We start from the raw sequence: 26,930 nt of genomic DNA on the forward strand, positions 1-26,930 counted from the left end.
ACAGCACATGAAGTGGTTGACGTTCGACGAGGGCGGCACCGTCCGGCACGGCTACGTCGAGGGCGGCGAGATCGTCGTCACCGGCGACGGCGACCTGACGGCCGTGGTCCGGGGCGAGGGCGGCACCGGGTCGACGGAACGCCGTCCGCTCGAGGGAGCGCGCATCCTCGCCCCCCTGCTGGCGCCGGGCAAGGTGCTCGCGGTCGCCGCGAACTACCAGGAGCACGTCAAGGAGGCCGGCAAGGACGCCCGGGACCAGGGCACCGCGACGCCGCGCCTCTTCCTCAAGCCCGACACGTCGATCACGGGCCCGGACGCACCCGTGGTGCTCAACCCGATCACCACCCAGCTCGACTGGGAGGTCGAGATCGCCGCGGTGATCGGCCGACGCGCACGGGGCGTGCCCGTGGAGAAGGCGCTGGACCACGTGTTCGGCTACGCCACGAGCAACGACATCTCGGCGCGCAGCCTCGACCTGGGCGTGCCCCGCGACGGCGAGGCCATGACCGGCTTCTTCGACTGGCTCGAGGGCAAGTGGCTCGACGGCTCGGCGCCCCTGGGCCCCTACCTCGTCACCAGCGACGAGGTGCCCGACCCCCAGGACCTCGGGCTCACGCTCGAGCTCAACGGCCAGGTCATGCAGCGAGGCAGCTCGTCCGACATGGTCCACACCGTCGCCGAGCTGGTGTCGTTCAGCTCGCGGCTGATGACCCTCAACCCGGGGGACATCATCCTCACCGGCACACCGTCCGGCGTCGGTGCCACCACCGGCGTCTTCCTCAAGCCCGGCGACACCATGGTCGCCGCGGTCGAGGGACTCGGGTCCCTCACCACCCCCGTCGTGGCGGCTTAGTCGCCGCCCCGACCCGCAGGACCTGATCGACGCAGATCAGCCCGATCGACCCCCCACCACGAGGAGCAATCATGCGATCACGAATCGCCAGGACAGCCGTCGCAGTCGGCCTCTCCACAGCCCTGCTGACCGCCTGCGGAGGAGGTGGCGACGACGGCAACGGCGGCGGCGAGGCCGGATCGGACGGGGGCGACCCGACGTCCGCCAACCTCTACCTGTACCAGTCCCCCGTCCAGTTCAACCCGCTGGCGCCCGGGCAGGGTGCCGAGCAGCTGACGATGACGCTGGTGTACGACGCCCTGTTCAACGTGGGACCCGACTTCGAGCCGGTCCCCCGGATCGCGGAGTCGTGGGACGTGAACGACGACGCCACGTCCTACACCTTCCACCTGCGCGACGGGCTCGAGTGGAGCGACGGAGAGCAGATCACCGCGGACGACGTCGTCTTCACGTACAACCTGTTCGCCAACCCCGACGTCGCCAGCCCCAACACCGCGCCCTTCCAGGGCGTCGTGGGCTTCGACGAGGTCCAGGAGGGCGCGGCCGACACGCTCGAGGGCATCGTGGCGGACGACGACCAGACCGTGACGATCAACCTCACCGAGCCCACCCCCGGCTTCCTCGCCCTGTTCGGCAGCGGCTTCGGGATCCTCCCCGAGCACGTCCTGGGCGACGTCGAGCCCGCCTCGATCATGGAGGACGAGTTCTTCGACCTGCCCCCCGTCAGCTCCGGGCCCTACGTGATGCGCGAGTTCAACGTCGACCAGAACGTCGTCCTCGACGCGAACCCCAACTACTGGACAGAGGTCGGCATCGACACGCTCTACCTCCAGATGCTCACCAGCGACGTCGCGACCGCCCAGCTCGCCACGGGCGAGACCGACCTCGTCCAGATCGCGCCGCAGGACCTGGAGACGGTCGAGGGGCTCGACGGCGTCACCGTCAGCTCGGCGCCGTCGCCCGGGTTCCTCCGCCTGCTCGTCAACTTCGAGCGGTACGACGACGAGCGGGTCCGCCAGGGACTCCTCATGGCCATCGACCGCCAGGGCATCATCGACGGGATCCTCGGGGGCCACGGCGAGGTCCTCAACAGCACGATCATGACGCCCTGGGCGATCCCCGACGACCTCGAGACCTACGACTACAACCCCGAGGAGGCCACGGCCCTGCTCGAGGAGGCCGGCTTCGACTTCGACCAGGAGCTCCGGATCAGCTGGATCCCGGGCACCGCCGACCGTGACGCGGCCGTCCAGGTCGTCATCGAGAACCTCGGCGCGATCGGCATCAACGTCGTGGCCAACCAGATCGAGGAGGCGAACCAGCTGAGCATGATCGAGAACGCCGAGTACGACCTCATGATCTCGGGCGGCGGCACGTACACCCCCGACCCGACGGTCTCGGCCAACGCCCTGCGCTGCGACGCCATCTTCCCGGCCGGCGGCAACACGTCCCTGTTCTGCAACGAGGAGCTCGACGAGCTGCTCAACCAGGGTGCCGTCACGGCCGACGAGGCCGAGCGCGAGACGATCTACCAGGACGCCGTCCGCCTCGACAACCAGCTGGTGCCCTACCTGTGGCTCTACGTCCCCGACACCCCCTGGGCGGTGAGTGACCGCCTGCAGGGCTTCGAGCCGCACGGCGACTTCGCCAACGGCTTCTGGAACGCCGCCGAGTGGACCGTGACGGACTGATTGCATGCTGAGAGCTCTCGTCCCACGTCTCCTCTCGAGCGTGGCCGTCTTCCTGCTCATCGCCGTCGGACTGTTCGCCCTCACCCGGCTCGCGCCCGGTGACCCCATCGAGATGATGGTGCCGCCGGAGCTGGCGGGGGCCCAGCGGGACGCGTACATCGCGTCGGTCCGCGAGCGGTTCGGTCTCGACCAGCCGGTCGTGGTGCAGTTCTGGCACTGGCTCGGCGGGCTGATGACGGGAGATCTCGGATACTCGTACAACGGTGGCCGGCCGGTCGGCGAGCTGCTCGCCGACCGGCTCGGCCCGACCGCCCTGCTCATGGGCAGCGCGATGACCATCGGCCTGATCGTCGCCATCCCGGCGGGCGTCATCGCTGCCGTGCGACGCAACACCGTCGCGGACTACACGATCAGCTCGGTGAGCGTCGTCGCCATCGCCGTCCCGAGCTTCTTCCTCGGCATGCTCGCCATCTACGTCTTCGCGGTGCAGCTGGGCTGGCTCCCCTCCTCGGGGATGTACAGCAGCGGCCGGGACGACATCGGCGACCTGCTGCGCCACATGGTCATGCCGGTCGGCCTGCTCGCGCTGGCCAACGCGGCCAACTTCATCCGTTACGTCCGCAGCGGCGTGCTCGAGGAGCTGAACAAGGACTACGTCCGCACGATCATCGCGAAGGGCGGGACCCAGGCGCGGGCGCTGCGGCACGCGCTGCGCAACAGCCTCATGTCGCTCGTCACGGTGCTGGCGATGACGATCCCGGTCGCCCTGTCCGGCGCGGTCGTGCTCGAGCAGATCTTCTCGTGGCCCGGGATGGGGCAGCTCGCAATCGACGCCCTCGGGCAGCGCGACTACCCGGTCCTCATCGGGTTCGGGCTGTACATCGCGGTGCTCGTCCTGATCTGCAACCTCATCGCCGACCTGTCCTACACGATCATCGACCCGAGGGTGAGGAAAGCACGATGACGAGCAACGACCAGCTCCCCGCCTCGACCGTCGACCTCGCCCCGACCCCGCAGGAGTCCTCGCCGGACAAGCTCGCCCTGCGTCGGTTCCTCAAGAACCCGGCCGCGGTGATCGGCGTGGTCGCCCTGGTGATCATCGTGCTGGCAAGCGCGCTGGCCCCGTTCATCAGCCCGTACCCGCCCAACGAGATCGACCTGACGAACACCCGGCAGGCGCCGTCCGGCGAGCACTGGCTCGGCACCGACTCGACCGGCCGCGACGTCTTCAGCCGCCTGCTCGCGGGCGGTCAGATCTCCCTCATGGTGGGCTTCCTCGCCGCCCTCATGGCGGTGGTGATCGGCACGCTCGCCGGCGTCGTCGCCGGGTGGTTCGGCGGGATCGTCGACGGGATCATCAGCCGCGTCATCGACATCATGCTGTCGGTGCCGCCGGTCCTGGTGATCATCGTCCTCGCCGGCGTCATCGGCCCGAGCGTGCCGATGCTCATCATCGTCATCGCCGGACTCGCGTGGCCGACGCCGGCCCGCATCGCCCGGGGCGTGGTCCTCAGCCTGCGCGAGGAGGAGTTCGTCCAGGCCGCCCGCGCGCTCGGCTCGCGGACCGGGTTCATCCTCTTCCGGCACCTCGTGCCGGGCGTGCTGCCCCCGATCGTGGTGGCGGCGACCCTGCTCGTGGCCGAGTCCGTCCTGCTCGAGTCCTCCCTGTCGTTCCTCGGCGCCGGCGTCCAGCCGCCGGAGTCGAGCTGGGGAAACATGCTCAACGAGGCGCAGTCCCTCACCGTCCTGTCGTCCATGCCGTGGCTGTGGGTGCCGGCCGGTCTCATGATCGCCGTCACCGTCCTGTCGGCCATGGCGGTCGGGGACGGCGTCCGGGACGCCATCGACCCGCGGAAGAACACCTGACATGACGAACGAGACCTCATCCGGGCCCCTGCTCGCCGTGCGCGACCTCACGCTCGACATCGCCACCCCGCACGGCAAGGCGCGCATCCTCGAGGACGTGGCGCTCGAGGTCAACGAGGGGGAGATCGTCGGCGTCGTCGGCGAGTCCGGCTCCGGCAAGAGCATGACCGCCCTCAGCGTGCTGAGGATCCTGCCACCCGGCGCGCGCATCGTCGGCGGAGGCATCGACTTCGAGGGCGTCGACCTCGCCACGCTCGGCTCGGGCCGGATGCGCAGGATCCGCGGACGCCGCATCGCCATGGTCTTCCAGGACCACATGACGACCCTCGACCCCGTGATCTCGATCGGCGCGCAGATCGCGGAGGCGTACCGGATCCACCACCCGCGTGCCTCCCGGTCGGAGGCACGCGCACGCGTGGTCGAGACCCTTGAGCGGGTCGGCGTGCCCGACCCCGCCGACCGGGCGAAGCAGTACCCGCACCAGTGGTCCGGCGGCATGCGCCAGCGGGCGGTCATCGCGATGGCGCTCATCAACGACCCGGACCTCATCATCGCCGACGAGCCGACCACGGCCCTCGACGTGACGATCCAGGCGGAGATCCTCACCCTCCTCCGCGAGCTCCGCGAGCGACGGGGCCTGTCGATCATGCTCATCACGCACGACATGGGAGTGATCGCCGACATGGCCGACCGCATCGTCGTGATGAAGGACGGGAAGGTCGTGGAGACGGGCGAGGCCGAGGCACTCTTCGCCTCCCCGCAGCACCCGTACACGCGCAAGCTGCTCGACGCCGTCCCCCAGCCGTCGGGCGAGGTGGCGGAGCACGGCGGGCCGGAAAGCGCGGAACCGACCGCGCTCGAGGTGAGGGACCTCGTCGTGCAGTACCGACGCGGCTGGCGCAAGCATGGCATCACCGCGGTGGACGGCGTCAGCTTCTCGGTGCCCGAGGGGAAGGTCGTCGGGCTCGTCGGCGAGTCGGGATCGGGCAAGTCGACGATCGGCAAGGCGATCGTCGGGCTCGCCCCGATCACGTCCGGCAGCATCCGGGTCGGCGACGTCGACCTCAAGGACCTGCGAGGCGGTGCCGCGCGCAGATCACGCGCGAACTACGGCATGGTCTTCCAGGACCCGGCGTCGTCCCTCAACCCACGGATGACGATCGGCGAGTGCGTCGCCGAGCCGCTCGTGGCGCACCGGCGCGAGATGTCCCGCGCCGAGCGCCGCGCCCGGGTCGTCGAGCTGCTCGAGCAGGTGCAGCTGCCCGCCGCGTGGAGCACGCGCTTCCCGCACGAGCTCTCCGGCGGCCAGCGGCAACGCGTCGGCATCGCCCGCGCACTGGCGCTCGATCCCGAGCTGCTCATCGCGGACGAACCGACCTCCGCGCTCGACGTCTCGGTCCAGGCCGCCGTGCTCGACGTGTTCCAGGAGCTCCAGCAGAGCCTGGGCTTCTCGTGCCTCTTCATCAGTCACGACCTCGCGGTCGTCGAGCTGCTCTCGGAGAGCGTCGTCGTCCTGCAGCACGGGCAGATCGTCGAGCAGGGCGAGGCGGGCTCGGTCCTCAACGACCCGCAGACCGCGTACGCGCGCCGCCTCATCGACGCCGCGCCGATCCCCGACCCCGCCCGTCAGCGGGCCCGCCACACCGTCACCGTCTAGCACCGTCCGAGTAGTCCGATCGGCCGGCGCAGTTCGAGCTGGCCGATCCACCCGAGCAGTCCGATCAGCCTGATCGGTCCGAGCAGTCCAAGCAGTCCAAGCAGTCCGACCAAGGAGCACACCCATGCGCGTCATGACCGTCTACGCCCATCCCGCCGACACCATCACCAACTGCGGAGGCACGCTCGCGCTGCACGCCGACGCCGGTGACGACATCGTCGCGGTGATCCTCACGCACGGCGGCCGCATCCACCCCAACGTCTACGCCGAGGAGGCACGCAAGTCGGACGCCGACCAGGCGCTCCTCGCGGCCGACCGGGCGGAGATCATCGAGAACAAGAAGGGCGAGCTGCGCCGCGCCGCCGAGTTCGTCGGGATCGGCACGATCGAGTTCCTCGACCACGACGACGCCATCAGCGTCGTCCGCGAGGACATGGTCGACGAGGTCGCCGAGCTCATCGCCAAGCACCGGCCGGACGTCATCATCGCCGACTACCCGCAGAACCCCGCGGTGACGAACTCCGCCCACACCATCGCCACGATGACGCTCATCGCCGCGCTCGACCGGGCGTCCCAGTTCCTCAAGAACATCGACGGCAAGGAGGAGGTCAACGTCAAGCAGGTGTTCCTCGGCGGCCTCCCGGTCATGGCGAGCGACGCCCTGTCCACCTACGGCGTCCGCAACGACCTCTTCATCGACATCAGCTCGGTCGTCGGTCGCAAGATCGCGGCGATGGACTGCTTCACCAGCCAGGGCTACGACGGCCCGTTCGCCCGCAAGCTCATCGAGGCGAGCAACGGCGAGTTCGGACGCTCGGCCGGCGTGGCGCTCGCCGAGCCCTACGTCCGGTTCCGCGGCGAGACCAGGTCGCTGCTGCCGCTGACGGAGTACGCGGAGGCCGCGGACCCGCTCACGCGCCACATCGCGTACTCCCAGTTCGACGTGCGCCGGGAGTTCCCGGTCGACTGATCGTCCGACCGCGACCGCGACCGCGACCACGACCACGACCACCAGCCCTGGAGTGTCTGTGACCACGACCGCCTTGCCCGACCTCGTCGGGCGCCCGATCGACGAGCTGCCGACCCCCGCGGTGCTGATCGACGTGCCCACGGTGCGTCGCAACATCGCGCAGATGGCGCAGGTCGCGCGCGACTTCGGCGTCGCTCTGCGCCCGCACTGGAAGACGAGCAAGTGCGCCGAGGTCGCGCGCATGCAGCTCGAGGCGGGGGCGGTCGGGCTGACGGCGGCGACGGCAGCGGAGGTCGAGGCGCTCGTCGACGCCGGGATCGGGGACGTCTTCTGGGCGTACCCGCCCGTGGGTCCCCACCGCGTCGGGACGGCGCTGCGCGCCGCCCGGCGCACGCGGCTGATCGTCGGGGTCGACTCGCTCGAGTCGGCCCGGCCGCTCGCCGAGGCCTCCGCCGCCGAGGGGATCGACGTCGAGGTCCGCCTCGAGGTCGACACCGGGCTGGGGCGCACGGGGGTCGCCCCCGAGGACGCGCTGCCGGTCGCCCGGCGCCTCGCGGCCCTGCCAGGGCTCGTGCTCGAGGGGGTCTTCACGCACGAGGGGCACGTCCAGGGCCTCGGCGCCGACCCCGAGCGCCGCATGGAGGTCGGCACGGCGGCGGGTCGGCTGCTCGCGGAGGTCGCCGAGCGTCTGCGGGCGGACGGGCTCGCGCCCGAAAGCGTCTCGGTCGGCTCGACCGCCGGCGCGCGCTCCGCCCCGAGCGCGGCGGGCGTGACCGAGGCCCGCCCGGGCACCTACGTCTACGGCGACGAGAACCAGGTCGCCATCGGCACGGTCGACCCGGCCGACACCGCCTCGACCGTGCTCAGCCGCGTGATCAGCACGCAGCGCGACGAGCCGGTCGTCGTCGACGCCGGGATCAAGGCCATGAGCTCGGACGGTTCCCTGCACGGCGACGGGAGGATCGGCACCGTCGTCTCCGACTCGGGGGGTGTGCTGGCGACCGGCTACGAGGAGCACGGGGTGCTCCGCGGCGCATCGCCACTGAGGGTTGGTGACCTCGTCCGGATCCGCCCGAACCACGCCTGCGGGCTCACGAACATGCACCACCACGTCCTCGCCGTCGACGGCGGCATCGTCGTCGACGTCTGGCCCGTCCTGGGCCGCCACTAGGAAGGAACCACGTTGCAGCAGATCTCAGCACCCACCGCACCGGCACCCGCCGGTCCCTACTCGTCCGGCATCGTCAGCGGCGGCTTCCTGTTCCTCGCGGGGCAGGGCCCGTTCGACGCCGACAGCAACCTGGTCGGTGAGACGTTCGCGGACCAGGTCCGGCAGACGTTCGCCAACCTCGAGGCTGTAGCCAATGCGGCGGGCACGTCGATGACGAACGCGGTCCGCATCGGCGTCTACCTCAACGACATGGCCGACTGGCCCGAGTTCAACGAGGTCTCGAAAGAGCTCCTCGGCACGCCCTACCCGGCGCGCACGTCGATCCAGGCCGACCTCAGCGGCTTCCTGGTCGAGATCGATGCGGTCGTCGCCCTGTCTCCGGGCGCGTGACGCGCATGGAGCTCATGCGCATCGGCGCGGCCGGCAGCGAACGGCCCGTCGTCCGGCAGGACGGCACCACCTACGCGCTGGACGGCCTCACGACAGACATCGACGGCGCCTTCCTCGCGGACGACGGGATCGGCCGCGTCGCCCGCGCGCTCGCCGCCGGGGAGCTGCCCCAGGTGGACGTCGAGGGCGAACGCGTCGGTGCGCCGATCGCCCGTCCCACCGCGGTGCTCTGCATCGGCCAGAACTACGCGGCGCACGCCGCGGAGTCCGGGTCCGAGCCGCCCAGCGAGCTCATCGTCTTCCTCAAGCACCCCAACACCGTCGTCGGGCCCTTCGACGACGTCGTCATCCCCCCGGGCGCCGAGAAGGTCGACTGGGAGGTCGAGCTCGGCGTGGTGATCGGGAGCGCCGCGAGTCGGCTCACCTCGCGCGAGGAGGCCGAGGCCGCGATCGCCGGGTACGTCGTGTGCAACGACGTCTCGGAGCGGGAGCACCAGCTCGTCACCTCGCTGGGACAGTGGTCCAAGGGCAAGACCGCGCCGACGTTCTGCCCCGTCGGGCCCGTGCTCGTCCCCGCCGACGAGGTGGACCCGGGGGACCTGCGGATCTGGTCGACGGTGAACGGGCAGGCGCGGCAGGACTCGACCACGGCCGACCTCATCTTCGACGTGCCCACCATCGTCCAGGAGCTGTCGCAGTACGTCCGGCTCGAGCCCGGCGACCTCATCAGCACCGGAACGCCGCAGGGCGTCGCGCTGTCGGGTCGCTTCCCCTACCTCGCGGCCGGGGACGTCATGGAGATGGGGGTGTCCGGCCTAGGCCAGCAGCGTTCCCGCCTCGTCTCCGACGACTGAGCGGACTTCTGTCCGCTCCGGATGACGAATGAGCGGGGTTCGGTCCGCTCCACCTGACGAGTGAGCGGGGTTCGGTCCGCTCCACCTGACGAGTGAGCGCGGTGCGTTCCGGGTGGCGAGTGGCGAGTGAGCGGACTTCTGCTCGTTCGGGAGCGGGTCGCGGTGTCGCGCGGTCTCGCCGTCGCCCAGTCAATCGGGTAACCATCGAGGCAGTCCCCCCGGGGAACTGCCTCGGTGGTTATCCCACTGCCTCGGCGACCACACGGCGCCGGCGCCGGGCACGACGACGAGGGGCGGGCCCCGCATCCTGATGGGTGCGGGGCCCGCCCGATACATGAGCGCCGCCCCGACCACGGTCCGGGCGGCGCTCATCGGTGGAGCGGACGTCCGCTCACTCGTGGAAAACTCCCCTCACTCGTGAGAGGTGGTCAGCGGCGGACTCCGAGGGTGTCGGTGCCGTTGCCGTCCCAGTCGCCCACGAGGACCTGGTCGCCGGCGCGGCCATAGGTCAGCTCGATGTCCGCGTTCCCGCCGGCGATCTGGTTCTTCACGAAGTACGCGTTCCCCCGACGCACCGCGAACGAGTCCACCGAGTCCCCGTCCCAGTCACCGACCAGCACCGTGTCACCCGCACGACCGTAGGAGATGACCTGGTCGGCCCACCCGTCCCGCACCTCGTTGGCCACGAAGAACTCATTGCCCCGCCGCACGGTGAAGGTGTCCAGGCCGTCCCCGTCCCAGTCACCCACGTAGACCTCGTCGGCGGCGCGCCCGTAGGCCACCTCGACGTCCGCGTCGCCGGACACCAGGGTGTTGAGCACGAGGTACTCGTTCCCCCGCCGCACGGCGAAGCTGTCCGTGCCGTCGCCGTCGAAGTCCCCCGCCAGCAGCACATCACCCGCACGCCCGTACGTGAACGCCGGCTCCGCGGTCGCCGCGGCGGGGTCGTTGGTCACGTGGATCGCATTCCCCCGGCGCAGCGCCAGGGTGTCGGTCCCGTCCCCGTCCCAGTCCCCCACGAACACCTCATCGCTGACGCGGCCGAACTCGAACACCACGTCCGCAACGCCATCCCAACCGTTGTTCAGGAAGAACCCGATCCCCGGCGCCGGCACCACCGACTCACCCGGCCCCGGCTCCCCCGGCTCACCCGGCTCACCCGGCTCACCCGGCTCCCCGGGCTCCCCCGGTTCCCCCGGTTCCCCCGGTTCCCCCGGCTCACCGGCGTCACCCGTCGTCGTGAACGTCGCCACCGGCGACACGGCCGAGTCCTCGTTCTCGTTCTCGTTCTCGTTCTCCGCCACCACGTACCAGCCGTACGTGGTCCCGGGCGCCAGACCGGTCCACTCGACCGACGCCGTCTCGCCCGAGGCGACCTCGTCGGCACCGATGGTCTCGTCCGACAGCACGGCCACCGAGACGGCGTCCGTCGCGATCGAAGTCGTCCGAGAGGTGAGGTTGACGGGGAGCGTCATCTCGTCCGCCGTCGCGTTGTAGCGGTTGTGGGTGTCGAACTCGGTCGCGCCGTGGTTATCGATGCGCGGCGAGTAGGTGTCGACCGTCATCTCGGACCGGTCGACGTCGAACTGCAGCAGCCGGAAGAACCCAGTGGCGCGCAGGTCGTCGACCTCGTAGTTCTGGTAGTTCGCCAACAGCTCGACCACGTGGTGCCCGGGCTCGGCCACGTCCGTCCGAACGTTCGTGCCGACCCCGCCGATGTGGCCGTTCAGCGTGAGGAAGACGTTCGGGCTCTGCGAGACGACCTCGTCGTAGATCCGCTGACCGTCGGGAGTGCCGAAGGCCGCGCCGCGCCCGTCGCGTGACGACGACGAGCGGATGTAGATGTGCGTCGCGATGATGCCGTTGCGGTCGGGGTGCTCGGCGAGGATCTCTCGCGCCCAGGTCAGCTGGGCGTTCGAGGTCAGGTACGGGAGGTGGACCGCGATGAAGTCCAGGCCCCCGGCCGTGAACAGGTCGTAGTGGGCGGAGTTGTCGCCGGGCCGCCAGGGTCCGCCGTACTCCGCGTTCTCCCAGCCATCGGACAGCGCCTCGTACCGTTCCGGACCGAAGTACTCGTTGAACACATCGTTGTTCGCGCCGTAGATACTGTCGCGGTTGCCCGGGAGGGTGCCGTTCGGGATTCCGGCGTCGTCGAGGATCGACTGCATCTCGCTCGCGAACCGGTACTCGTCGTGGATGAGCCCCATCCACTCCTCGTCGTCGGTGGCGACGGTGTGGTTCTGCACGAGGTCGCCGGTATGGAACGCGTAGGCGAGGCGGTGCTCGTCCTCGTTCTCCACGAGCCAGTCGACGATGCCACGGTAGGAGTCGGCGAACAGCTCGCGCTCGTCCTCGGGCACGGTGCCCGGTTCGCCGCCGGAGGCACCGACCGCGCCCTCGGAGTAGAACTGGGTGTCCGAGACGTGGGCGAGCGAGAAGTCGTAGGTCGACGGGTCGCGGAACTCGCCGTCGGGGGCATCGTCGCTGTCGTCGTCGAAGGGGTCGTAGCCCTCGACGAGGAGGTGGACCTCGCCGGCGTCGTCGTGGTCCGAGGTGGCGGAGCCGGACACGTGGGTGTCCCCGTCGACCTGGCCGCGCACGTCGGCGAGCTCCTCCCATTCGTGGTCCTCGACGTTCCATGCATGGAGACGCACACCGCGGGCCGGGTCGACCTGACCGGACCAGGAGACGAGCAGGTCGTCATCGTCGGTGGCCTCGACGGGCACGTCGAAGCGCTGATAGGTCACGCCCTGGGCGGCCGGGCTGCGCAGCACCTCGTCGTCCCCGGGGCGCAGTGCGTCGGTCGCTGCCTCCTCCTGACCGGTGAGGTCGAGCTGGTCCAACGGCAGCTCGTCGGCCACGCCCTGCCATGCGGCGTCCGGATACGTGGGGTCGGCGGCGTAGAAGGTGGTGGCGACGTCGGAGTCGTTCGGGTCCGTGACCTCCACCGACAGGTCGGCGCTCGGACCGTCGACGACCGCACCGCTGTGCGGGTTCATCGCCCCGATCGTCGGCGAGCCCGGCGCGGTGGTGAAGGGCACCACGTGACGCGAAGCGTTGCCGAGCTGGTCGCCGGACTCGACGACGAGCTCGTGCTCGCCCGCCGAGAGGTCGTCGGTGCTGATCGTCTGGCCAAGCTGCACGGGGTCGCCGTCGAGGAAGACCTCGACGAGTCCACGCACACCGGCGTCGTCAGCCACTTCCGCACCGATCGTGAACTCGCCGACGACGACGTCGCCGGCTGCGGGAGTCGAGGAGACGAGCGCAGGTCCCGTGTTGTCGACGATCAGCCTCTGGGTGGTCATGGCACCCGAAGCCGTCGTGGCGGTGACCGCGTAGTTGCCGTCGCCCACGCCGCTCGTGTCGAACATGTGCAGCAGGCCGGAGCCGGGCGTCGCCTCGCCCCCGATGGTGAAGGTCAGGTCCTGGGTGGCACTCCGAGCGGTGGTCGACATGCAGCTGCCGACGTCGAGCGTGACGTCGTCCGGGTTGGCGGCGTCCCGGATCTCCGTCCCGTCGGCGAGGACGAGCCGGAAGTCGTCGAGGACGAGGTCATCGACGTCGATGCCGCACGCGCCCGGGCGTGGGACGGCGCCGATCGTGATGTGGTTCTCGCCCAGGACGAGGAGCTCGTACGGGACCTCCACGCGGGTGGGCTCGCCCGCGTCGGTCTCGACGTTCGTCAGCCGGGTGCCGTTGACGACGAAGTAGCTGGCGGAGCCGAGCGACATCGAGCTGCTGCCGACGTCGACCTGGAAGAGCGCGTCCTCGCCTCCGCCGAGCGTCGTGCGGGCCCGGACGTCCTCACCGTCGATCGACATGGACTCGAGCGGGTCAGTCCCCGACGTCGGGCTCGCGACGAGGGTCTGCCGCCCGGAGAGCCGGGTGCCGTCGGCGGGCGTGAGCGTCGGCGCCCCGGCCGCCTCCTGCTCCGGGCCGGCCGTCGCCGGTTCGTGCTCGAGCGGGAGGACGGGACCGGCCGACCCGCCCTGGTCGTCGGCGGGTTCGGCGGGTTCGAACCGTACGGCGCCCGGGGCCGCCGCCGCGGGGAGAGCGGCGCCCGGGCCAGCCGCCGCAGGAAGCGCGGCACCCACCATCAGTGAGGCGAGGGCGATCGCCGTGAGGCGACGCGGTCTGCGAGTAGCCATCGGTCGGAACTCCTTCGGAGGCGAAACCGTGGTTAGCGACCGGTACAACCAGGCTGCCCGCCGATGGACAACCCGTGCCGACCGCCCGGTGTAGAACTCGTGAACTGACCTGCCGGTGCACCGATATCGACAGAGATCAGGCGAGTGCGCATGGTACCGCAGGCCTTCTTGAGGGGCCAGGCCCACACGGTCGATGCCCGGCTCGTCGCTCCCGATGGCGAGTGAGCGGGGTTCGGTCCGCTCCGCCCGATGACGAACGGGTGAGCGCCGCCCGGACCGTGGTCCGGGCGGCGCTCACTGCTGTCGACGGACGTCGCTCACTTGCGGGGAGGACGTCCGCTCACCCGCGGAAAACTCCCCTCACTCGTGAGAGGTGGTCAGCGGCGGACGCCGAGGGTGTCGGTGCCGTTGCCGTCCCAGTCGCCGACGAAGACCTCGTCGCCGGTGCGGCCGTAGTCCTGCTCGATCTCCGCCGTCGTCGAGGTCAGCGAATTCGAGACGAAGAACGTGATCCCCCGACGGACCGCGAACGTGTCCGTCGCGTCGCCGTCCCAGTCACCCACGTACACCTCGTCCGTGGCCCGGCCGTAGTCCAGCTCGGCATCGGCGTCACCACCGGTCAGCGAGTTGGCGATGAAGTACGTGTTCCCACGCCGCACCGTGAAGGTGTCCACGCCGTCGCCGTCGTAGTCACCCACGAGAACTGCGTCGTCGGCCCGGCCGTAGTCCAGCTCGGCGTCCGCCCAGCCGCTCTGAAGGCTGTTGGACACGAAGTAGCTGTTGCCACGGCGCACGGCGAAGGTGTCCACGCCGTCGCCGTCCCAGTCACCGACCAGCACGACATCCCCGGCACGGCCGTAGGCCAGCTCGACGTCCGCGTTCCCGCCGTACAGGGAGTTCGTCAGGAAGTAGGCGTTCCCGCGGCGCACCGCGAGCGTGTCACTGCCGTCGCCGTCCCAGTCCCCCACGAGCACCTCGTCACCGGTGCGGCCGTAGGAGAACTCGTGCTCGGCCGCTGCGTCCCACCCGTCGTTGAGGTGGAAGCCCACGCCCGCCGCCGGCGGCGTCGGTCCCGGCTCCTCCGGGTTCTCCGGCTCCTCACCCGGCTCGCCCGCGGTGGTGAAGGTCGCCAGGGGCGAGACCGCGCGACCACCGGTCGCGTTCTCCGCCACCGCGTACCAGCCGTGCGTCGTGCCGGGCGCCAGGCCCGTCCATTCGGCGGTCGCGGTGCCCTCGCCCTCGACGGTGTCCGTGGCGATCGCCTCGTCGCTCAGGACCGCCACCGAGACGGCGTCCGTCGCAATCGAGGTGGTGCGCGAGCTGAGGTCGACCGGGACGGTGAACTCGTCCGCCGTCGCGTCGTACCGCTCGCCCGTGTCGTACTCGTTCGCGCCGTGCTCGTCGAGGCGGGGCGAGTAGGTGTCCACCGTCATCTCGGACCGGTCGACGTCGAACTGCAGCAGGCGGAAGAAGCCGGTGGTGCGCTCGCCGTCGACCTCGAACGCCTGGTAGTCGGCGAGCATCTCGACCACGTTGTGGCCCGGCTCGGCGACGTCGGTGCGCACGTTGGTCGCCACGCCGTGGATGTGCCCGGCGAGGGTGAGGAACACGTTCGGGCTCTGCGAGACCACCGCGTCGTAGATCCGCTGACCGTCGGTACCGCCGTAGGCGCCACCACGGCCGTCGGGTGCCGACGAGGCGTTCAGGTACTCGTGCGAGGCCAGGATCCCGTTGCGGTCCGGGTGCTCGGCGAGGAGCTCACGCGCCCAGGTGAGCTGGGACTCGGTGGCGAAGTAGGGCAGGTGCACGGCGATGAAGTCCAGGCCGCCCTCGGTGAACAGGTCGTAGTGCGCGGAGTTGTCGCCCTCGCGCCACGGCCCGCCGTACTCGGCGTTCTCCCAGCTCTCGGACAGGGCCTCGTACCGCTCCGGCCCGAAGAACTCGTTGAACAGGTCGTGGTTCGCCCCGTACACGTTGTCGTGGTTGCCGGGCAGCACGCCGTTCGGCACGCCCGCGTCGTCGATGATCGCCTGCATCTCGTCGGCGAACTCGAACTCCGCACGCACCTGGGCGTTCCAGGCCTCGTCGTCAGTCAGGAGGATGTTGTTCTCCGTGATGTCGCCCGTGTGGAACGCATAGGCGATGTTGTGCTCGTCGGCGTTGTCCGCGATCCACTGGGCGATGCCACGGTAGGAGTCGGCGAACAGCGCACGCTCCTCCTCGGTCTCCCGCTCCGAGGCGCCCTCGGCGTAGTACTGCGTGTCCGTGAGGTGCGCGAGGGAGAAGTCGTAGGTCTCCGGGTCGCGGAACGCGTCGTCGGGCGCGTCCGAGAGGTCGTCGGCGAACGGGTCGTAGCCCTCGACGAGCACGTGCACCTCGCCGTCGTCGACGTGCGCGGCCTGCGCGGCACCGCTCAGGTGCGTCTCACCCTCGTCGGCGCCGCGGACGTCGTCAACCTGCTGCCAGCCCTGCTCGGCCGTGTCCCAGACGTGCAGGCGAGCACCGCGGGCCGGGTCGACCTCGCCGGACCAGGACACGACCATCTCGTCGTCCTCGGAGGCCTCGACCGGCACGTCGAAGCGCTGGAACGTCACGTCCGCGCCGGCCGGGCTGCGGAGCACCTCTCCGTCGCCGGGCAGGAGCGCATCGACCGGCGCCTCCTCCTGGCCCGTGAGGTCGAGCTGGCTGAGCGGCAGCTCCCGGACCGTTCCCTGGGCGGCGGCGGTCGGGGCGGTGGGCTCGGCGGCGTAGAACGTCGTCTCGACGTCGGCGCCGTTGGGGTCCACGACGTCGACGGACAGCTCGACGGCGTCGCCCACGTCCGCGGTGCCGCTCTCGGGGCTCATCGCCCCGACGGAAGGAGCGTTGGGCGCCGACGTGAACGGGACGACGTGGCGGGAGGCATTGCCGAGCTCGTCCGTCGCCTCGACGACGAGCTCGTGCTCACCGGCCGCGAGGCTGTCCGAGGAGAGGGTCTGCCCGACCCGGACGGGCTCGCCGTCCAGGGTGAGGGTCGTCTCGCCCCGCACGCCGGCGTCGTCGGCGACCTCGGCCGCGATCACGGCGTCCCCGACGAGGGTCGAGCCCGCTTCGGGCGTCGAGGAGACCAGGGCCGGTCCGGTGTTGTCCACCGTGTAGGTGTGCGTGGTGTCCGCGCCGGTCGCGCTGGTCGCGGTGACCTCGTGCTCCCCGTCCTCGAGCGCCGTGGTGTCGAGGGCGTGCAGGAGGCCGGACTCGGCGCCCTCCTCGGCGTCGATGGTGAACGTGAGGTCGACGGAGCGGGCACGGGTCGTGTTCGACCCGCAGTTGCCGTCGCCGAGGATGATGCTGTCGGGGTTCGCGTCGTCCCGGACCTCGGTGCCGTCCGCCAGGGTGAGGCGGAAGTCGTCGGCGTCGAAGTCGTCGTGGTTGATGCCGCAGCTGCTGGCGCGCGTGCCGGTGCCCAGCGTGATCGTGTTCTCGCCGTGCACGAGCAGCTCGTAGGGGACCGGGATCTGCGTCGTCGCGTCGACCCACGTCTCGAGGATGGTGATGCGCGTGCCGTTGACGACCAGGTAGTTGCCGTAGCTGCGGTCCATGGAGTTCGAGGCGATGTCGACCTGGAACAGGGCGTCGTCCTCGCCCCCGAGGGTCGGGGCGGCGGGAACGCTCTCGCCGTCGACGGCGATCTCCTCGACCGGGTCGTCCGCGGAGGTCCGGGAGGCCACCAGCGTCTGCGTGCCGGAGATCCGTGTGCCGTCGGCGGGGGTGAGCGTGGGGGCGCCGGACGCCTCCTGCTCGGGGGTGGCCGTCGCGGCCTCCCACTCGGCAGGGAGCACGGGTCCGTCGACCTCGCCCTCCACCAGTGCCGGCTCGTCGGGCTCGAGCACGGCGGGGCCGGGTACGGCCGCGGCGGGCAGCGCGACACCGACGAGCGCGGTGCCGAGCGCGGCCGCCGCGATGCGGCGCGATCTGACGTGATTCATACAGCATCTCCTTGAGGGGTGAGCCGGGCGTCACCGTCCGGCCCCAGCACGGTGCACCTCGACTGCGTCTCGCCGACGTCGTACGAGTGACGTGGAGATGAACTGACCTGGGAGAACACGAAGAACGCGAATATGTGGGGCGGGTCGCGAGGACCCGGTGGTGCTCACCCGCCGGGCGTGACCCGTGCTCGCCCGCGACGCCGAAACGCGCTCGCTCGCCGGGCCGACGTCCGCTCACCCGCCCGTGAGGGGGAGCACATGGGGAGCGCTCCCCCGCGCGAGGCACCCCCAGAGGTCGTGCGCGGGGCCCTCGAGCGGCAGGATTCGCAGGATGAGCCAGACGCCTGCGGCACACACGTCCGCCACCTCGCCCGCGGGTGTTCCCCCCGCGGCTGCGTCCGGCTGGCCCTACCCGGGCGCGAGCTCGCCGGCCCCCGCGGGCGGACCGACGACCGACCCGTACGCCGGGAGCCCGTGGGCACCCCCGACCGACCGGCCTGCGCCGTCACACCCGGGTCCCGCGCCGTCACACCCGGGTCCAGCCTCCTCGAACGGGCTGCCGGCACGGGGTGGCACCCTCCCGTCCTGGCGCGGCGCGCACCGGACCGACGCCCCGCCGGGCACCGGCTCCCCGCCCGGGACCACCGCCGACGACGGCACCCGGGCGAACGGGCCTGCCGCCCCGCGCGGCACCGCCCGCCTCGTCGGGCTCGACCTCGCGCGCGGCCTCGCGGTGCTCGGCATGGTCACGGCGCACGTCGGGTACACGACCGACGACCTGTCGACCCTGTCCGGCTGGCTGGGGTTCGCGCACGGTCGCAGCTCGATCCTCTTCTGCCTCCTGGCGGGCGTCTCGCTCGGCATACTCACCGGTGGCCGCACGCCCCACACGGGCGTCAGGGCGCTGCAGTCGCGCACCCGGGTCCTCGTCCGTGCCGTGCTCCTGCTCGCCATCGCCGCCGCGCTGGCGATGCTCGACACGTTCGTCGCGCTCATCCTCGGCTTCTACGCCGTCTGGTTCATGTTCTCCCTGCCGTTCCACCGGTGGCGGGCACGACGGCTCCTCGTCACGGGCGGCGTCTGGCTGGTGGTCTCCGCCGTCGGCATGCCCTACCTGTTCACCGTGCTCGAGGGCGCGGGGATGGTGACCGACTCGTGGGGCGCCAACGGCGCCGTCCTCGACGCCATGTTCGGCCTCTACCCGGGGCTGGTCTGGTACGGCCTCGTGCTGGTCGGCATGGGCGTCGCACGGCTCGACCTGCGCAGCTGGAAGGTCCTGCTCATCCTGCTCGGCGCAGGTCTCGTCTCGGCGGGCGTCGGCTACGGGGGCGGCGCACTCCTGCGCGATGCGGCCTCGGACTCCGTCTCGTTCGCGGGCGAGACCGCCGACGACCCCTACCCGGGCGAGCAGTCGTCCGTCCAGTTCGGCTGGACGGGCGCGAACCCGCCCGCCGTCATCGACACCGAGATCGGCTCCACCGGCATGCCCGAGGGATCGGTCGGAGACGACCCGTGGCACGTCCCGGGCATCCCCGGGCTCAGCTTCAAGACGGATCTCGTCTGGCCGTCCGTCAACGACCACGCCAGTGCCGACGCGCACAGCGCCTCCCTGGTCGAGATGCTCGGCTCCGGCGGGGTGGCGCTGGCGATCCTCGCCGCGTGCCTGCTGCTGCCCCGAGTCGCCCACGTCGCGCTCCTGCCGATCCGGGCGATCGGAACGATGTCGCTGACGGCCTACTCCGCGCACGTCGTGGCGATCGACTGGTGGCCGGACACGTTCGCGACCTACAGCGAGAGCAACCGGGCGCTCGCGATCCTCGCGGCCGGTCTCGCGATCGGCTGCCTCGCCTGGTACCTCACCCTGGGCCGCGGGCCGCTGGAGAGACTCATGCACGGGCTCTCGGTCCGGGCCGCGCGGACGGACGCGGGACCACCCGGGACAGACTCCCCCGACGCCGGACCTCACCTCGGTGGGTCCGCCCACCCGGGTGCAGGTCACCCAGGCGGGTCGTCCGCCGCACACGCCTGGTCGCCCGGCGCGCCGGGGGCGCGGCGTCCGTAGTCTCCAGGCGTGACCCCGCCCGTAGGACCGCCACCGTCAGGCCGGCCACCCGTCGACGCAGCCGGCGGACCTGCCGGCCACGGCTCGCTCGACCGCAGACTCGGCCTGCCCGGGGCCGTCGCCATCGGCCTCGGCTCGATGATCGGTGCCGGGGTCTTCGCCGCGTTCGCACCGGCCGCCACGGCCGCCGGCGGGCTCCTGATCGTCGGGCTGACCCTCGCCACCCTCGTCGCGCTGTGCAACGCGACGTCGACTGCGCAGCTCGCCGCCGCCTACCCGACCTCGGGCGGCGCGTACGTCTACGGTCGTGAGCGCCTCGGCGAGTGGGCCGGTTTCACGGCGGGCTGGGGATTCGTCATCGGCAAGACCGCCTCCGCCGCCGCGATGGCGACGACGTTCGCCGCGTACGCCGTGCCGCCGGAGTGGTCCCGTCCGGCTGCCGCCCTCGCGGTCCTCGCCCTCACCGCGGTCAACCTGCGCGGGATCACCCGTACCGCCCGGGCGGCGGCGGTGGTCGCCGGCCTGGTCCTCACGATCCTCGCGACCGTCGTCGCGGCCATGTGGCTCGGCGGCCGGGCGGATCCCGGCGCCGCGCTCGGTTCCTGGGACTCGCCCGGTGGCGTCTACGGGGTCCTCCAGTCCGCGGGCCTGCTCTTCTTCGCCCTCGCCGGCTACGCGCGGGTCGCGACGCTCGGCGAGGAGGTCGTCGACCCGCGCCGCACGATCCCGCGCGCGATCGTCGGCTCGCTGCTCGGCGTCGTCGTGCTCTACGCGATCGTCGCCCTCACCCTCCTCGCCACGCTCGGGCCCGACGACCTGGCCGCCTCTACCGCCCCGCTCGTCGACGCCACCCGCGCAGCCGGGCTCGGTGATTGGGCCGGCGCCGCCGTCAGGGCGGCCGCGGCGGCCGCGTGCCTCGGCGCCCTGCTGGCCGGACTCGCGGGCGTCTCGCGCACCGCACTCGCGATGGCGCGCCACCGCGATCTGCCCGGACCCCTCGACGCCGTCCATACCGTCCACAAGGTCCCGCACCGGGTGGAGATCGTCGTCGGCGGGCTCGTCGCCGTCGCGGTCCTGCTCGTCGACCTGCGGGAGATGATCGGCTTCTCCTCGACCGGGGTGCTCGTCTATTACGCCGTCGCCAACATCGCGGCACTCACGCAGCGGGGTGCCGCGCGCCGGTACCCGCGGGCGCTCCAGATGCTCGGGCTTACCGGCTGCATCGTCCTCGTCGTTACGCTGCCGTGGACCTCGCTCGCGGCCGGGCTCGCGGTACTCGCCGTCGGGCTGGTCGGGCGTGCGGTGGTCGTCGCGCGACGGAGCTGACTCCCTGTTTCGTCGAGAGTGAGGTGGGGCCCACCGAGAGTGCGGTGGGGAGCCGGCGTGCGGAAGTCGGCCCAGTCGAGAAGCGGAACTCCCCTCACTCGTGGCGAAGAATCCCCTCACTCGTCGGAGGGTGGGAGCGCCGTGACACCCTGGGCGGGTGATCTCCTCGCCCGACTCCCCCGCCACCGCCCCCGCGCCGGAGGCCCCGGCGTCGGACGAGGTCCCCGGCGGGCCGCCGCTCAACCTCCTCCTCGACCGCCTCGAGGACGAGGCCGGCGGGGCCACGCCCGACGGCGACTCGATCCTCGAGAGCTTCCTTCACTGGGTCTCCTCGACCGGCCGGGAGCCCTACCCGCACCAGGAGGAGGCCCTCGTCGCGCTCGCCACCGACGCGCACGTGGTCCTCGCGACGCCGACGGGCTCGGGCAAGTCGCTCGTCGCCGTCGGGGCGCTGACGCACGCGCTGGCCCAGGGCCGCCCCGGGGTCTACACCGCCCCCATCAAGGCACTGGTGTCGGAGAAGTTCTTCGAGCTCGTCGCCCTGTTCGGCGCGACCAACGTCGGCATGGTCACCGGCGACAGCTCGATCAACCCCGACGCCCCGATCATCTGCTGCACCGCGGAGATCCTCGCGAACACGGCGCTGCGCGAGGGGCCGGACGGTCCGACGGCGGAGGCCACCGTCGTCATGGACGAGTTCCACTACTACGCGGACCCCCAGCGCGGCGGGGCCTGGCAGATCCCCCTGCTCGAGCTGCCCCGCGCCCGGTTCCTGCTGATGTCCGCCACGCTCGGCGACGTCACCTGGCTCGCGGAGGACCTCACCCGCCGCACGGGGCGGGACGTCGAGGTCGTCGACGACGCCGTGCGCCCCGTGCCGCTCACCTTCACGTGGTCCGTCCAGCAGCTGCAGGACCTGCTCGTCGAGCTCACCGCCACGCACCGGGCGCCCGCCTACGTCGTCCACTTCTCCCAGAAGGACGCCGTCACCCGCGCCCAGGCGCTGACCTCGGTGAAGATCGCCTCGCGCGAGCAGCGCGACGCGATCGCCGACGCCATCGGGGACTTCCGCTTCGGGACCGGGTTCGGCGCCACCCTGTCCGGCCTGCTGCGCAAGGGCATCGGTGTGCACCACGCGGGGATGCTTCCGCGGTACCGCCGCCTCGTGGAGCGCCTCGCCCAGCGGGGTCTGCTGCCGGTCATCTGCGGGACCGACACGCTCGGCGTCGGGATCAACGTGCCCATCCGCACGGTGGTGCTCACGGCGCTGACGAAGTTCGACGGCGAGCGCATGCGCCACCTCTCCGCGCGCGAGTTCCACCAGATCGCCGGCCGGGCCGGCCGTGCCGGGTTCGACACCTCCGGCGAGGTCCTCACCCAGGCCCCGGAGCACGAGATCGAGAACGCGCGCCTGCTCGCGCGCGCGGGCGACGACGAGGCGAAGAAGAAGCGCATCGTGCGAAAGAAGCCCGAGCCGGGACTCGTCAACTGGACCGAGAAGACGCACGACCGGCTCGTCGAGGCCACTCCCGAGCGGCTGACGAGCCAGCTCCAGGTCAGCCACACGATGGTCCTGTCGCTGCTGGCCCGCCCCGGGGACCCGGTCGCCGCCGCGTACCGGCTGCTCACGGACAACCACGAGCCCGACACGCCCCGCAACATGCACGTGCGCCGGGCGATCGAGATCTACCGGTCGCTGCGCCTCGCCGGAGTCGTCGAGCACCTGGGCGCGCAGTGGCGCCGCGCGCATCCCGGTGAGCCGTACGTGCGACTCACGCTCGACCTGCCGAAGAACTTCGCCCTCACTGCGCCGCTCGCCCCGTTCGCGCTGGCGTCGATCGACCTGCTCGACGTCGAGGACGAGCTGCACGCCCTCGACGTCGTCTCCGTGGTCGAGGCGACCCTGGAGAACCCCCGCCCCGTCCTCTACGGGCAGGAGCGGGCCGCCCGCGGGGAGGCCGTCGCCGCGATGAAGGCGGAGGGCATGGAGTACGAGCAGCGGATGGAGGCCCTCGAGGAGATCACCTGGCCCAGGCCGCTCGAGGAGATGCTCACCGCCGCTCTCGCCACCTACCGGCAGTCCAACCCGTGGGTCGCGGACCTCGAGGTCGCCCCGAAGTCGGTGGTGCGCGAGATGGTCGAGAGCGCGATGACGTTCTCCGAGCTCATCTCCCGCTACGACCTGGGCAGGTCGGAGGGCGTGGTCCTGCGCTACCTCACCGACGCCTACCGGGCGCTGCGGCAGGTCGTCCCCGACGCGCACCGCACCGAGGCCGTCACGGAGATCGTCGACTGGCTCGGGGCGATGGTCCGCGCCGTCGACTCCTCCCTGCTCGACGAGTGGTCCGCGCTCGCGGACGGCACCGTCGACCCCGGTGACGAGAGCGCGGCGTCCCGCGCCGAGGGCGGCCTGGAGGAGCCTCGGCTCGGGGCCGACGCCGACGGGAACGTGGCGCTCACCCGCAACACCCACGCCTTCCGGTCCGCGGCGCTCCGGGCGACCACCGCCTACGTGCGACAGATGGCCAACGACGCCCCGGACGCGCTCGCCCGCCTCGCGTCGGGGTCGGGCTGGCACGCACCCGACGGCGGGGCTCGCCTCGCCCCGTCGGCGCCGGTCACGGAGGACGACTGGACGCACGTGCTCGACGACTTCTACGACGCGCACGAGTGGCTGTCGACCGGGCCGGACGCGACCAGCCGCCAGGTGGTCACCGTGACGATCGACCCCGACGACGCCGACCTCGAGCTGGCCGGCGTCGATGCCGAGGTCGCGCCGGAGCCGGGCGAGCGACGCTGGTGGCTCGTGGTCCAGCGGCTCGTCGACGAGAACGAGGAGCTGGACTGGGCGCTCACCGCGGTGGTCGACCTCTCGGCGTCCGACGAGGCGGGGCGCGTGGTGCTGGCGGTCGTGCGGGTGGCCGCCGCGGGCTGAGTGCCGCCACGACGCCCCACCCGACGGGGGTGCGGCTCGTCGTCGGGTCGGTCGGACGGACCACGGGCAAGGTCCGTCGAAGGGCGGACGACCACCCGCCCGCCCGCCGCTTGACTGGGCCCATGGCGAGGAACGGACCGAAGGGTGAGCAACCGGGCGACGGCAGCGCGCTGCGTCGGGTGACCGGGTGGCAGTGGCTCTGGCGCTCCCAGCTCGGGATCACGGTCTTCGGCGTCACGTGGGACGTCGACGTCGACCTGTTCGACCTCGACGAAAAGGTTCGTCTGTACCGCGACGGTACGCAGGACCGCATCCAGCGCGGTCGGTCCACCTTCGAGATCCCGCCCCGGCACCGCGTCGAGGTCGCCTGGAGCATGTACGGGATCAGGCGCGCGCACCTCGTCGACGCCGTGGGGAACGAGATCCGGCTCGAGCCGCGACCCGGCACCGGGGAGCGCTGGCGGGCCGACCTCGAGCGCCAGCAGCCCGGGCTGAGCCGGCTCCTTGTGGCGGCGTCGTGGACGCTCCTCGTCATCGCGCTGATCCTGCAGGCCCCCCAGCTGCTCCAGCTGGTGAGCGTCTGGACGGGATGGTTCGACTTCACCTCGCCGGTGTCGCTCCCCGGCTGGCTGAACACGCTCCTGACCATCGGCGGCGCCCTCGCCGCGCTCGAGCGCGCGCTGGGGATGCGCCACCACTGGCTGCTCGACGACTGAGCCGCCGGCCCGCCTCGTGCGGTCGACCGATCGTTCAGCCGAGGCCGTCCCGGCGCGCGCCGCCGCTCGGCACGACGGGGAAGATCTCGGGACGCGAGAAACCCGCCCGCACCACCGCCTCGTCGACCTCGGACGCGATGCGCTCGGCCTCGGACGCGTCCACCAGCGCGATGGACGCCCCGCCGAAGCCGCCCCCGGTGAGCCTGGCACCGTGCGCGCCGGCGGCGACCGCGGCGTCGACGGCGGCGTCGATCGCGGGCACCGAGACCTCGAAATCGTCCCGCAGGGAGGCGTGCGCCTCGGTGAGGAGCGGGCCGACCGCCCGGGGTGCCCCCTCCCCCAGGAGGCGTGCGACCTCGTGGCAGCGGGCGGTGTCGGTCACGACGTGCCGCATCCGGCGGTACTCGGCGTCGGGCATCCGTCCCGCCCAACCGGCCACGTCGCCGGGAGCGACCTGCGCCAGGTGCTCGACGCCGGCGAGCGCCGCCGCCCGCTCGCACTCGGCCCGGCGCTCCCGGTAGCCGCCGGTGGCATGGTCGTGCCGCACCGTCGAGTCGACGACGAGGACCTCGAGTCCCGCCCCGACGAGGTCGAGGGGCACCTCTGCCACCGTGCCCCGGCCGAAGTCGAGCAGGATGCCGGCGCCGGCGCGGGTGAGCAACGCCGCGGACTGGTCGAGCGTGCCGGTCGGCGCACCGGCCACGACGTTCTCGGCCCGCTGGCACACGCGCACCATTGTCGGCCGGTCGAGGCCCAGGCCCCAGAGCGCGTCGAGCGCGACACACACGGCGGCCTCGATCGCAGCGGAGGACGAGACGCCGACACCGACGGGGACGTCGGAGTCGATCCAGGCGTCGAACCCGGGCAGGACGTCGAGCGCACGCACCTCGCCGAGCGCCCACACCACCCCCAGCGCGTAGGCGCCCCACCCGGTGGGGCGTGCCGAGCCGTCGGCGAGGGCGTCGACGTCGTGGGTGACGACGCCCGGGGAGAAAGTCGTGCCGGCCCGCACCACCCGGTCCTCGCGCGGGGCCACGGCGATCCGGGCCCTGCGGTCGATGGCGAACGGCAGGCTGGCCCCACCGTTGTAGTCGGTGTGCTCGCCGACGAGGTTGACGCGCCCGGGGGCGGACCAGGCGCCCAGCGGCTCCCGCCCGAACGCGGCGGCGAACGCCTCACGCATCCGACCCACCCCCGCGCTGGGCCGCCATGTCGGCGTCGACCCGCGCCAGAGCCTCCCGGAGACGCTCCGCGCCGTCCTCCGGGACGACGTCGCCCACCCAGGCGCCCATCGCGGCCTCGGAGCCCGCGAGGTACTTGAGCCGGTCCGCCGCGCGCCTGGGCGAGGTGATCTGCCAGGTCAGGCGGACGTCGTCGCGTCTCTCGCGGACCGGCGCCTGGTGCCACGCGGCGATGTACGGCGTCGGGGTCTCGTAGAGCGCGTCGACCGCTCGCAGCAGACGCAGGGAGAGCCCGGCGAGCTCGTCCCGCTCGACGTCGTCGGTCGCCGCGAGGTCGGGGACCTTGCGCCGGGGCTGGACGTGGAGCTCGATCGGCCAGCGGGCGGCGAAGGGCACGTAGGCCACCCACCGATCGGTCTGCGCGACCAGGCGCGGTCCCGCCAGCTCGCGCTCGAGCACGTCGCCCTGGAGGTCGCCGCCGTGCTCCCGGACCCGGTCGAGCAGCAGCCGCGTGCGCGGTGTGACGTAGGGGTAGGCGTAGATCTGACCGTGCGGATGGTGCAGGGTCACGCCGATCTCGACCCCCCTGTTCTCGAACACGAAGACCTGCTCGACGCCCTCCATCGCGCCGAGCTCCTCGGTGCGCTGCGCCCAGGCGTCGATGATCGTGCGGGCCCGGGCTGACGTCTGCGTGGCGAACGAACCCGTGCGGTCGGGGCTGAAGCACACGACCTCGCACCTGCCGAACGCGTCCCTCGCCCGTTCGAGCCCGTGGGTCTCCTCCGCCTCGCCGAGTCCCGGCCCGAAGGAGGGCGAGCGGTTCTCGAACACCGCCACCTCGTAGTCGTCCGGGATCTCGCTCGGGTTGGTGGGCGCCTGCGGTGCGAGCGGGTCGAACTCGGGCGGCGGCAGGTGCGCCCGGCCCTGCCGCGCCGTCGCCACGGTGATCCAGTCGCCGGTGAGCGGGTCTCGTCGCAGCCGGGGCGTGGCGGGGCGCGGGTCGAGCGGCCGCCGGTCCGGGCCGGGCTCCCGCCGGGGTGCACCGTGCGCATCGAAGTAGATCAGCTCGCGGCCGTCCGCGAGCGTCGTCCGCGTCATCGTCGTCATGCCCGTCCTCACCTGGGGTGTCGGGCGACGACGCTACC

The 26,930-nt window shown here is 71.9% G+C and carries 17 protein-coding genes; 13 read left to right on the plus strand and 4 right to left on the minus strand.

From position 1 onward, the window contains the following. Positions 1–7 precede the first annotated feature (7 nt). The 9 genes from ACZLKG_RS11930 to ACZLKG_RS11970 all read left to right on the plus strand — a co-directional run bounded on the left by ACZLKG_RS11930 (position 8) and on the right by ACZLKG_RS11970 (position 9,452). Entirely contained in the window at positions 8–853 is an 846-nt protein-coding gene (locus tag ACZLKG_RS11930; protein ID WP_463648849.1) for a fumarylacetoacetate hydrolase family protein, read from the plus strand. 71 nt (positions 854–924) lie between these two features. Beyond that, positions 925–2,544, plus strand: a complete 1,620-nt coding sequence (locus ACZLKG_RS11935) for an ABC transporter substrate-binding protein (RefSeq protein ID WP_463648850.1) — start codon at positions 925–927, stop codon at positions 2,542–2,544. Between the two features lie 4 nt (positions 2,545–2,548). Further along, positions 2,549–3,508, plus strand: coding sequence for an ABC transporter permease (locus ACZLKG_RS11940; RefSeq protein ID WP_425709819.1), 960 nt, complete (start codon positions 2,549–2,551; stop codon positions 3,506–3,508). Beyond that, positions 3,505–4,410 (plus strand): oligopeptide ABC transporter permease, encoded by a 906-nt coding sequence (gene opp4C, locus ACZLKG_RS11945; RefSeq protein WP_463648851.1) that lies wholly within the window; start codon positions 3,505–3,507, stop codon positions 4,408–4,410. The genes ACZLKG_RS11940 and opp4C overlap by 4 nt, the downstream gene beginning before the upstream one ends. Before the next feature lies 1 nt (position 4,411). Beyond that, positions 4,412–6,067, plus strand: coding sequence for an ABC transporter ATP-binding protein (locus ACZLKG_RS11950; protein ID WP_425709821.1), 1,656 nt, complete (start codon positions 4,412–4,414; stop codon positions 6,065–6,067). 124 nt (positions 6,068–6,191) lie between these two features. Beyond that, the gene (locus ACZLKG_RS11955) at positions 6,192–7,037 is read left to right on the plus strand and encodes a PIG-L deacetylase family protein (protein WP_463648853.1); all 846 of its coding nucleotides are present in this window, start codon (positions 6,192–6,194) and stop codon (positions 7,035–7,037) included. 58 nt (positions 7,038–7,095) lie between these two features. Continuing rightward, entirely contained in the window at positions 7,096–8,208 is a 1,113-nt protein-coding gene (locus ACZLKG_RS11960) for an alanine racemase (protein ID WP_463648854.1), read from the plus strand. A gap of 12 nt (positions 8,209–8,220) precedes the next feature. Continuing rightward, positions 8,221–8,598, plus strand: coding sequence for a RidA family protein (locus tag ACZLKG_RS11965; protein WP_463648855.1), 378 nt, complete (start codon positions 8,221–8,223; stop codon positions 8,596–8,598). A 5-nt stretch (positions 8,599–8,603) separates the two neighbouring features. Next, positions 8,604–9,452, plus strand: coding sequence for a fumarylacetoacetate hydrolase family protein (locus tag ACZLKG_RS11970; protein ID WP_463648883.1), 849 nt, complete (start codon positions 8,604–8,606; stop codon positions 9,450–9,452). 428 nt (positions 9,453–9,880) lie between these two features. Here ACZLKG_RS11970 and ACZLKG_RS11975 read toward each other — a convergent pair whose 3' ends face one another. Together ACZLKG_RS11975 and ACZLKG_RS11980 are read right to left on the minus strand one after the other, a co-directional pair. Continuing rightward, complete coding sequence (locus ACZLKG_RS11975; RefSeq protein ID WP_463648856.1) at positions 9,881–13,600, minus strand: metallophosphoesterase family protein; 3,720 nt, start codon at positions 13,598–13,600, stop codon at positions 9,881–9,883. A 377-nt stretch (positions 13,601–13,977) separates the two neighbouring features. Next, positions 13,978–17,565 carry a metallophosphoesterase gene (locus ACZLKG_RS11980; protein WP_463648857.1) on the minus strand — a complete coding sequence of 1,196 codons (3,588 nt, stop codon included), beginning with the start codon at positions 17,563–17,565 and terminating at the stop codon, positions 13,978–13,980. A 331-nt stretch (positions 17,566–17,896) separates the two neighbouring features. On the opposite strand from ACZLKG_RS11980, the gene ACZLKG_RS11985 reads away from it, so the two are divergent. The 4 genes from ACZLKG_RS11985 to ACZLKG_RS12000 all read left to right on the plus strand — a co-directional run bounded on the left by ACZLKG_RS11985 (position 17,897) and on the right by ACZLKG_RS12000 (position 24,604). Further along, the gene (locus ACZLKG_RS11985) at positions 17,897–19,627 is read left to right on the plus strand and encodes a heparan-alpha-glucosaminide N-acetyltransferase domain-containing protein (RefSeq protein WP_463648858.1); all 1,731 of its coding nucleotides are present in this window, start codon (positions 17,897–17,899) and stop codon (positions 19,625–19,627) included. A 105-nt stretch (positions 19,628–19,732) separates the two neighbouring features. Further along, entirely contained in the window at positions 19,733–20,953 is a 1,221-nt protein-coding gene (locus ACZLKG_RS11990) for an APC family permease (protein WP_463648884.1), read from the plus strand. A gap of 157 nt (positions 20,954–21,110) precedes the next feature. Continuing rightward, positions 21,111–23,888, plus strand: coding sequence for a DEAD/DEAH box helicase (locus ACZLKG_RS11995; RefSeq protein WP_463648859.1), 2,778 nt, complete (start codon positions 21,111–21,113; stop codon positions 23,886–23,888). A 122-nt stretch (positions 23,889–24,010) separates the two neighbouring features. Beyond that, on the plus strand, positions 24,011–24,604 hold the full coding sequence (locus tag ACZLKG_RS12000) for a hypothetical protein (protein ID WP_425709831.1): 594 nt from the start codon (positions 24,011–24,013) through the stop codon (positions 24,602–24,604). Positions 24,605–24,638: 34 nt separating this feature from the next. On the opposite strand, the gene ACZLKG_RS12005 is transcribed toward ACZLKG_RS12000, so the two are convergent. Further along, entirely contained in the window at positions 24,639–25,787 is a 1,149-nt protein-coding gene (locus ACZLKG_RS12005) for a galactokinase (RefSeq protein WP_463648861.1), read from the minus strand. Then, positions 25,780–26,892 carry a galactose-1-phosphate uridylyltransferase gene (gene galT / locus ACZLKG_RS12010; RefSeq protein WP_463648862.1) on the minus strand — a complete coding sequence of 371 codons (1,113 nt, stop codon included), beginning with the start codon at positions 26,890–26,892 and terminating at the stop codon, positions 25,780–25,782. Before galT ends, ACZLKG_RS12005 begins: the two co-directional genes overlap by 8 nt. Between the last annotated feature and the right edge of the window lie 38 nt (positions 26,893–26,930).

The sequence above is a fragment of the Georgenia sp. Z2081 genome, assembly GCF_055326445.1.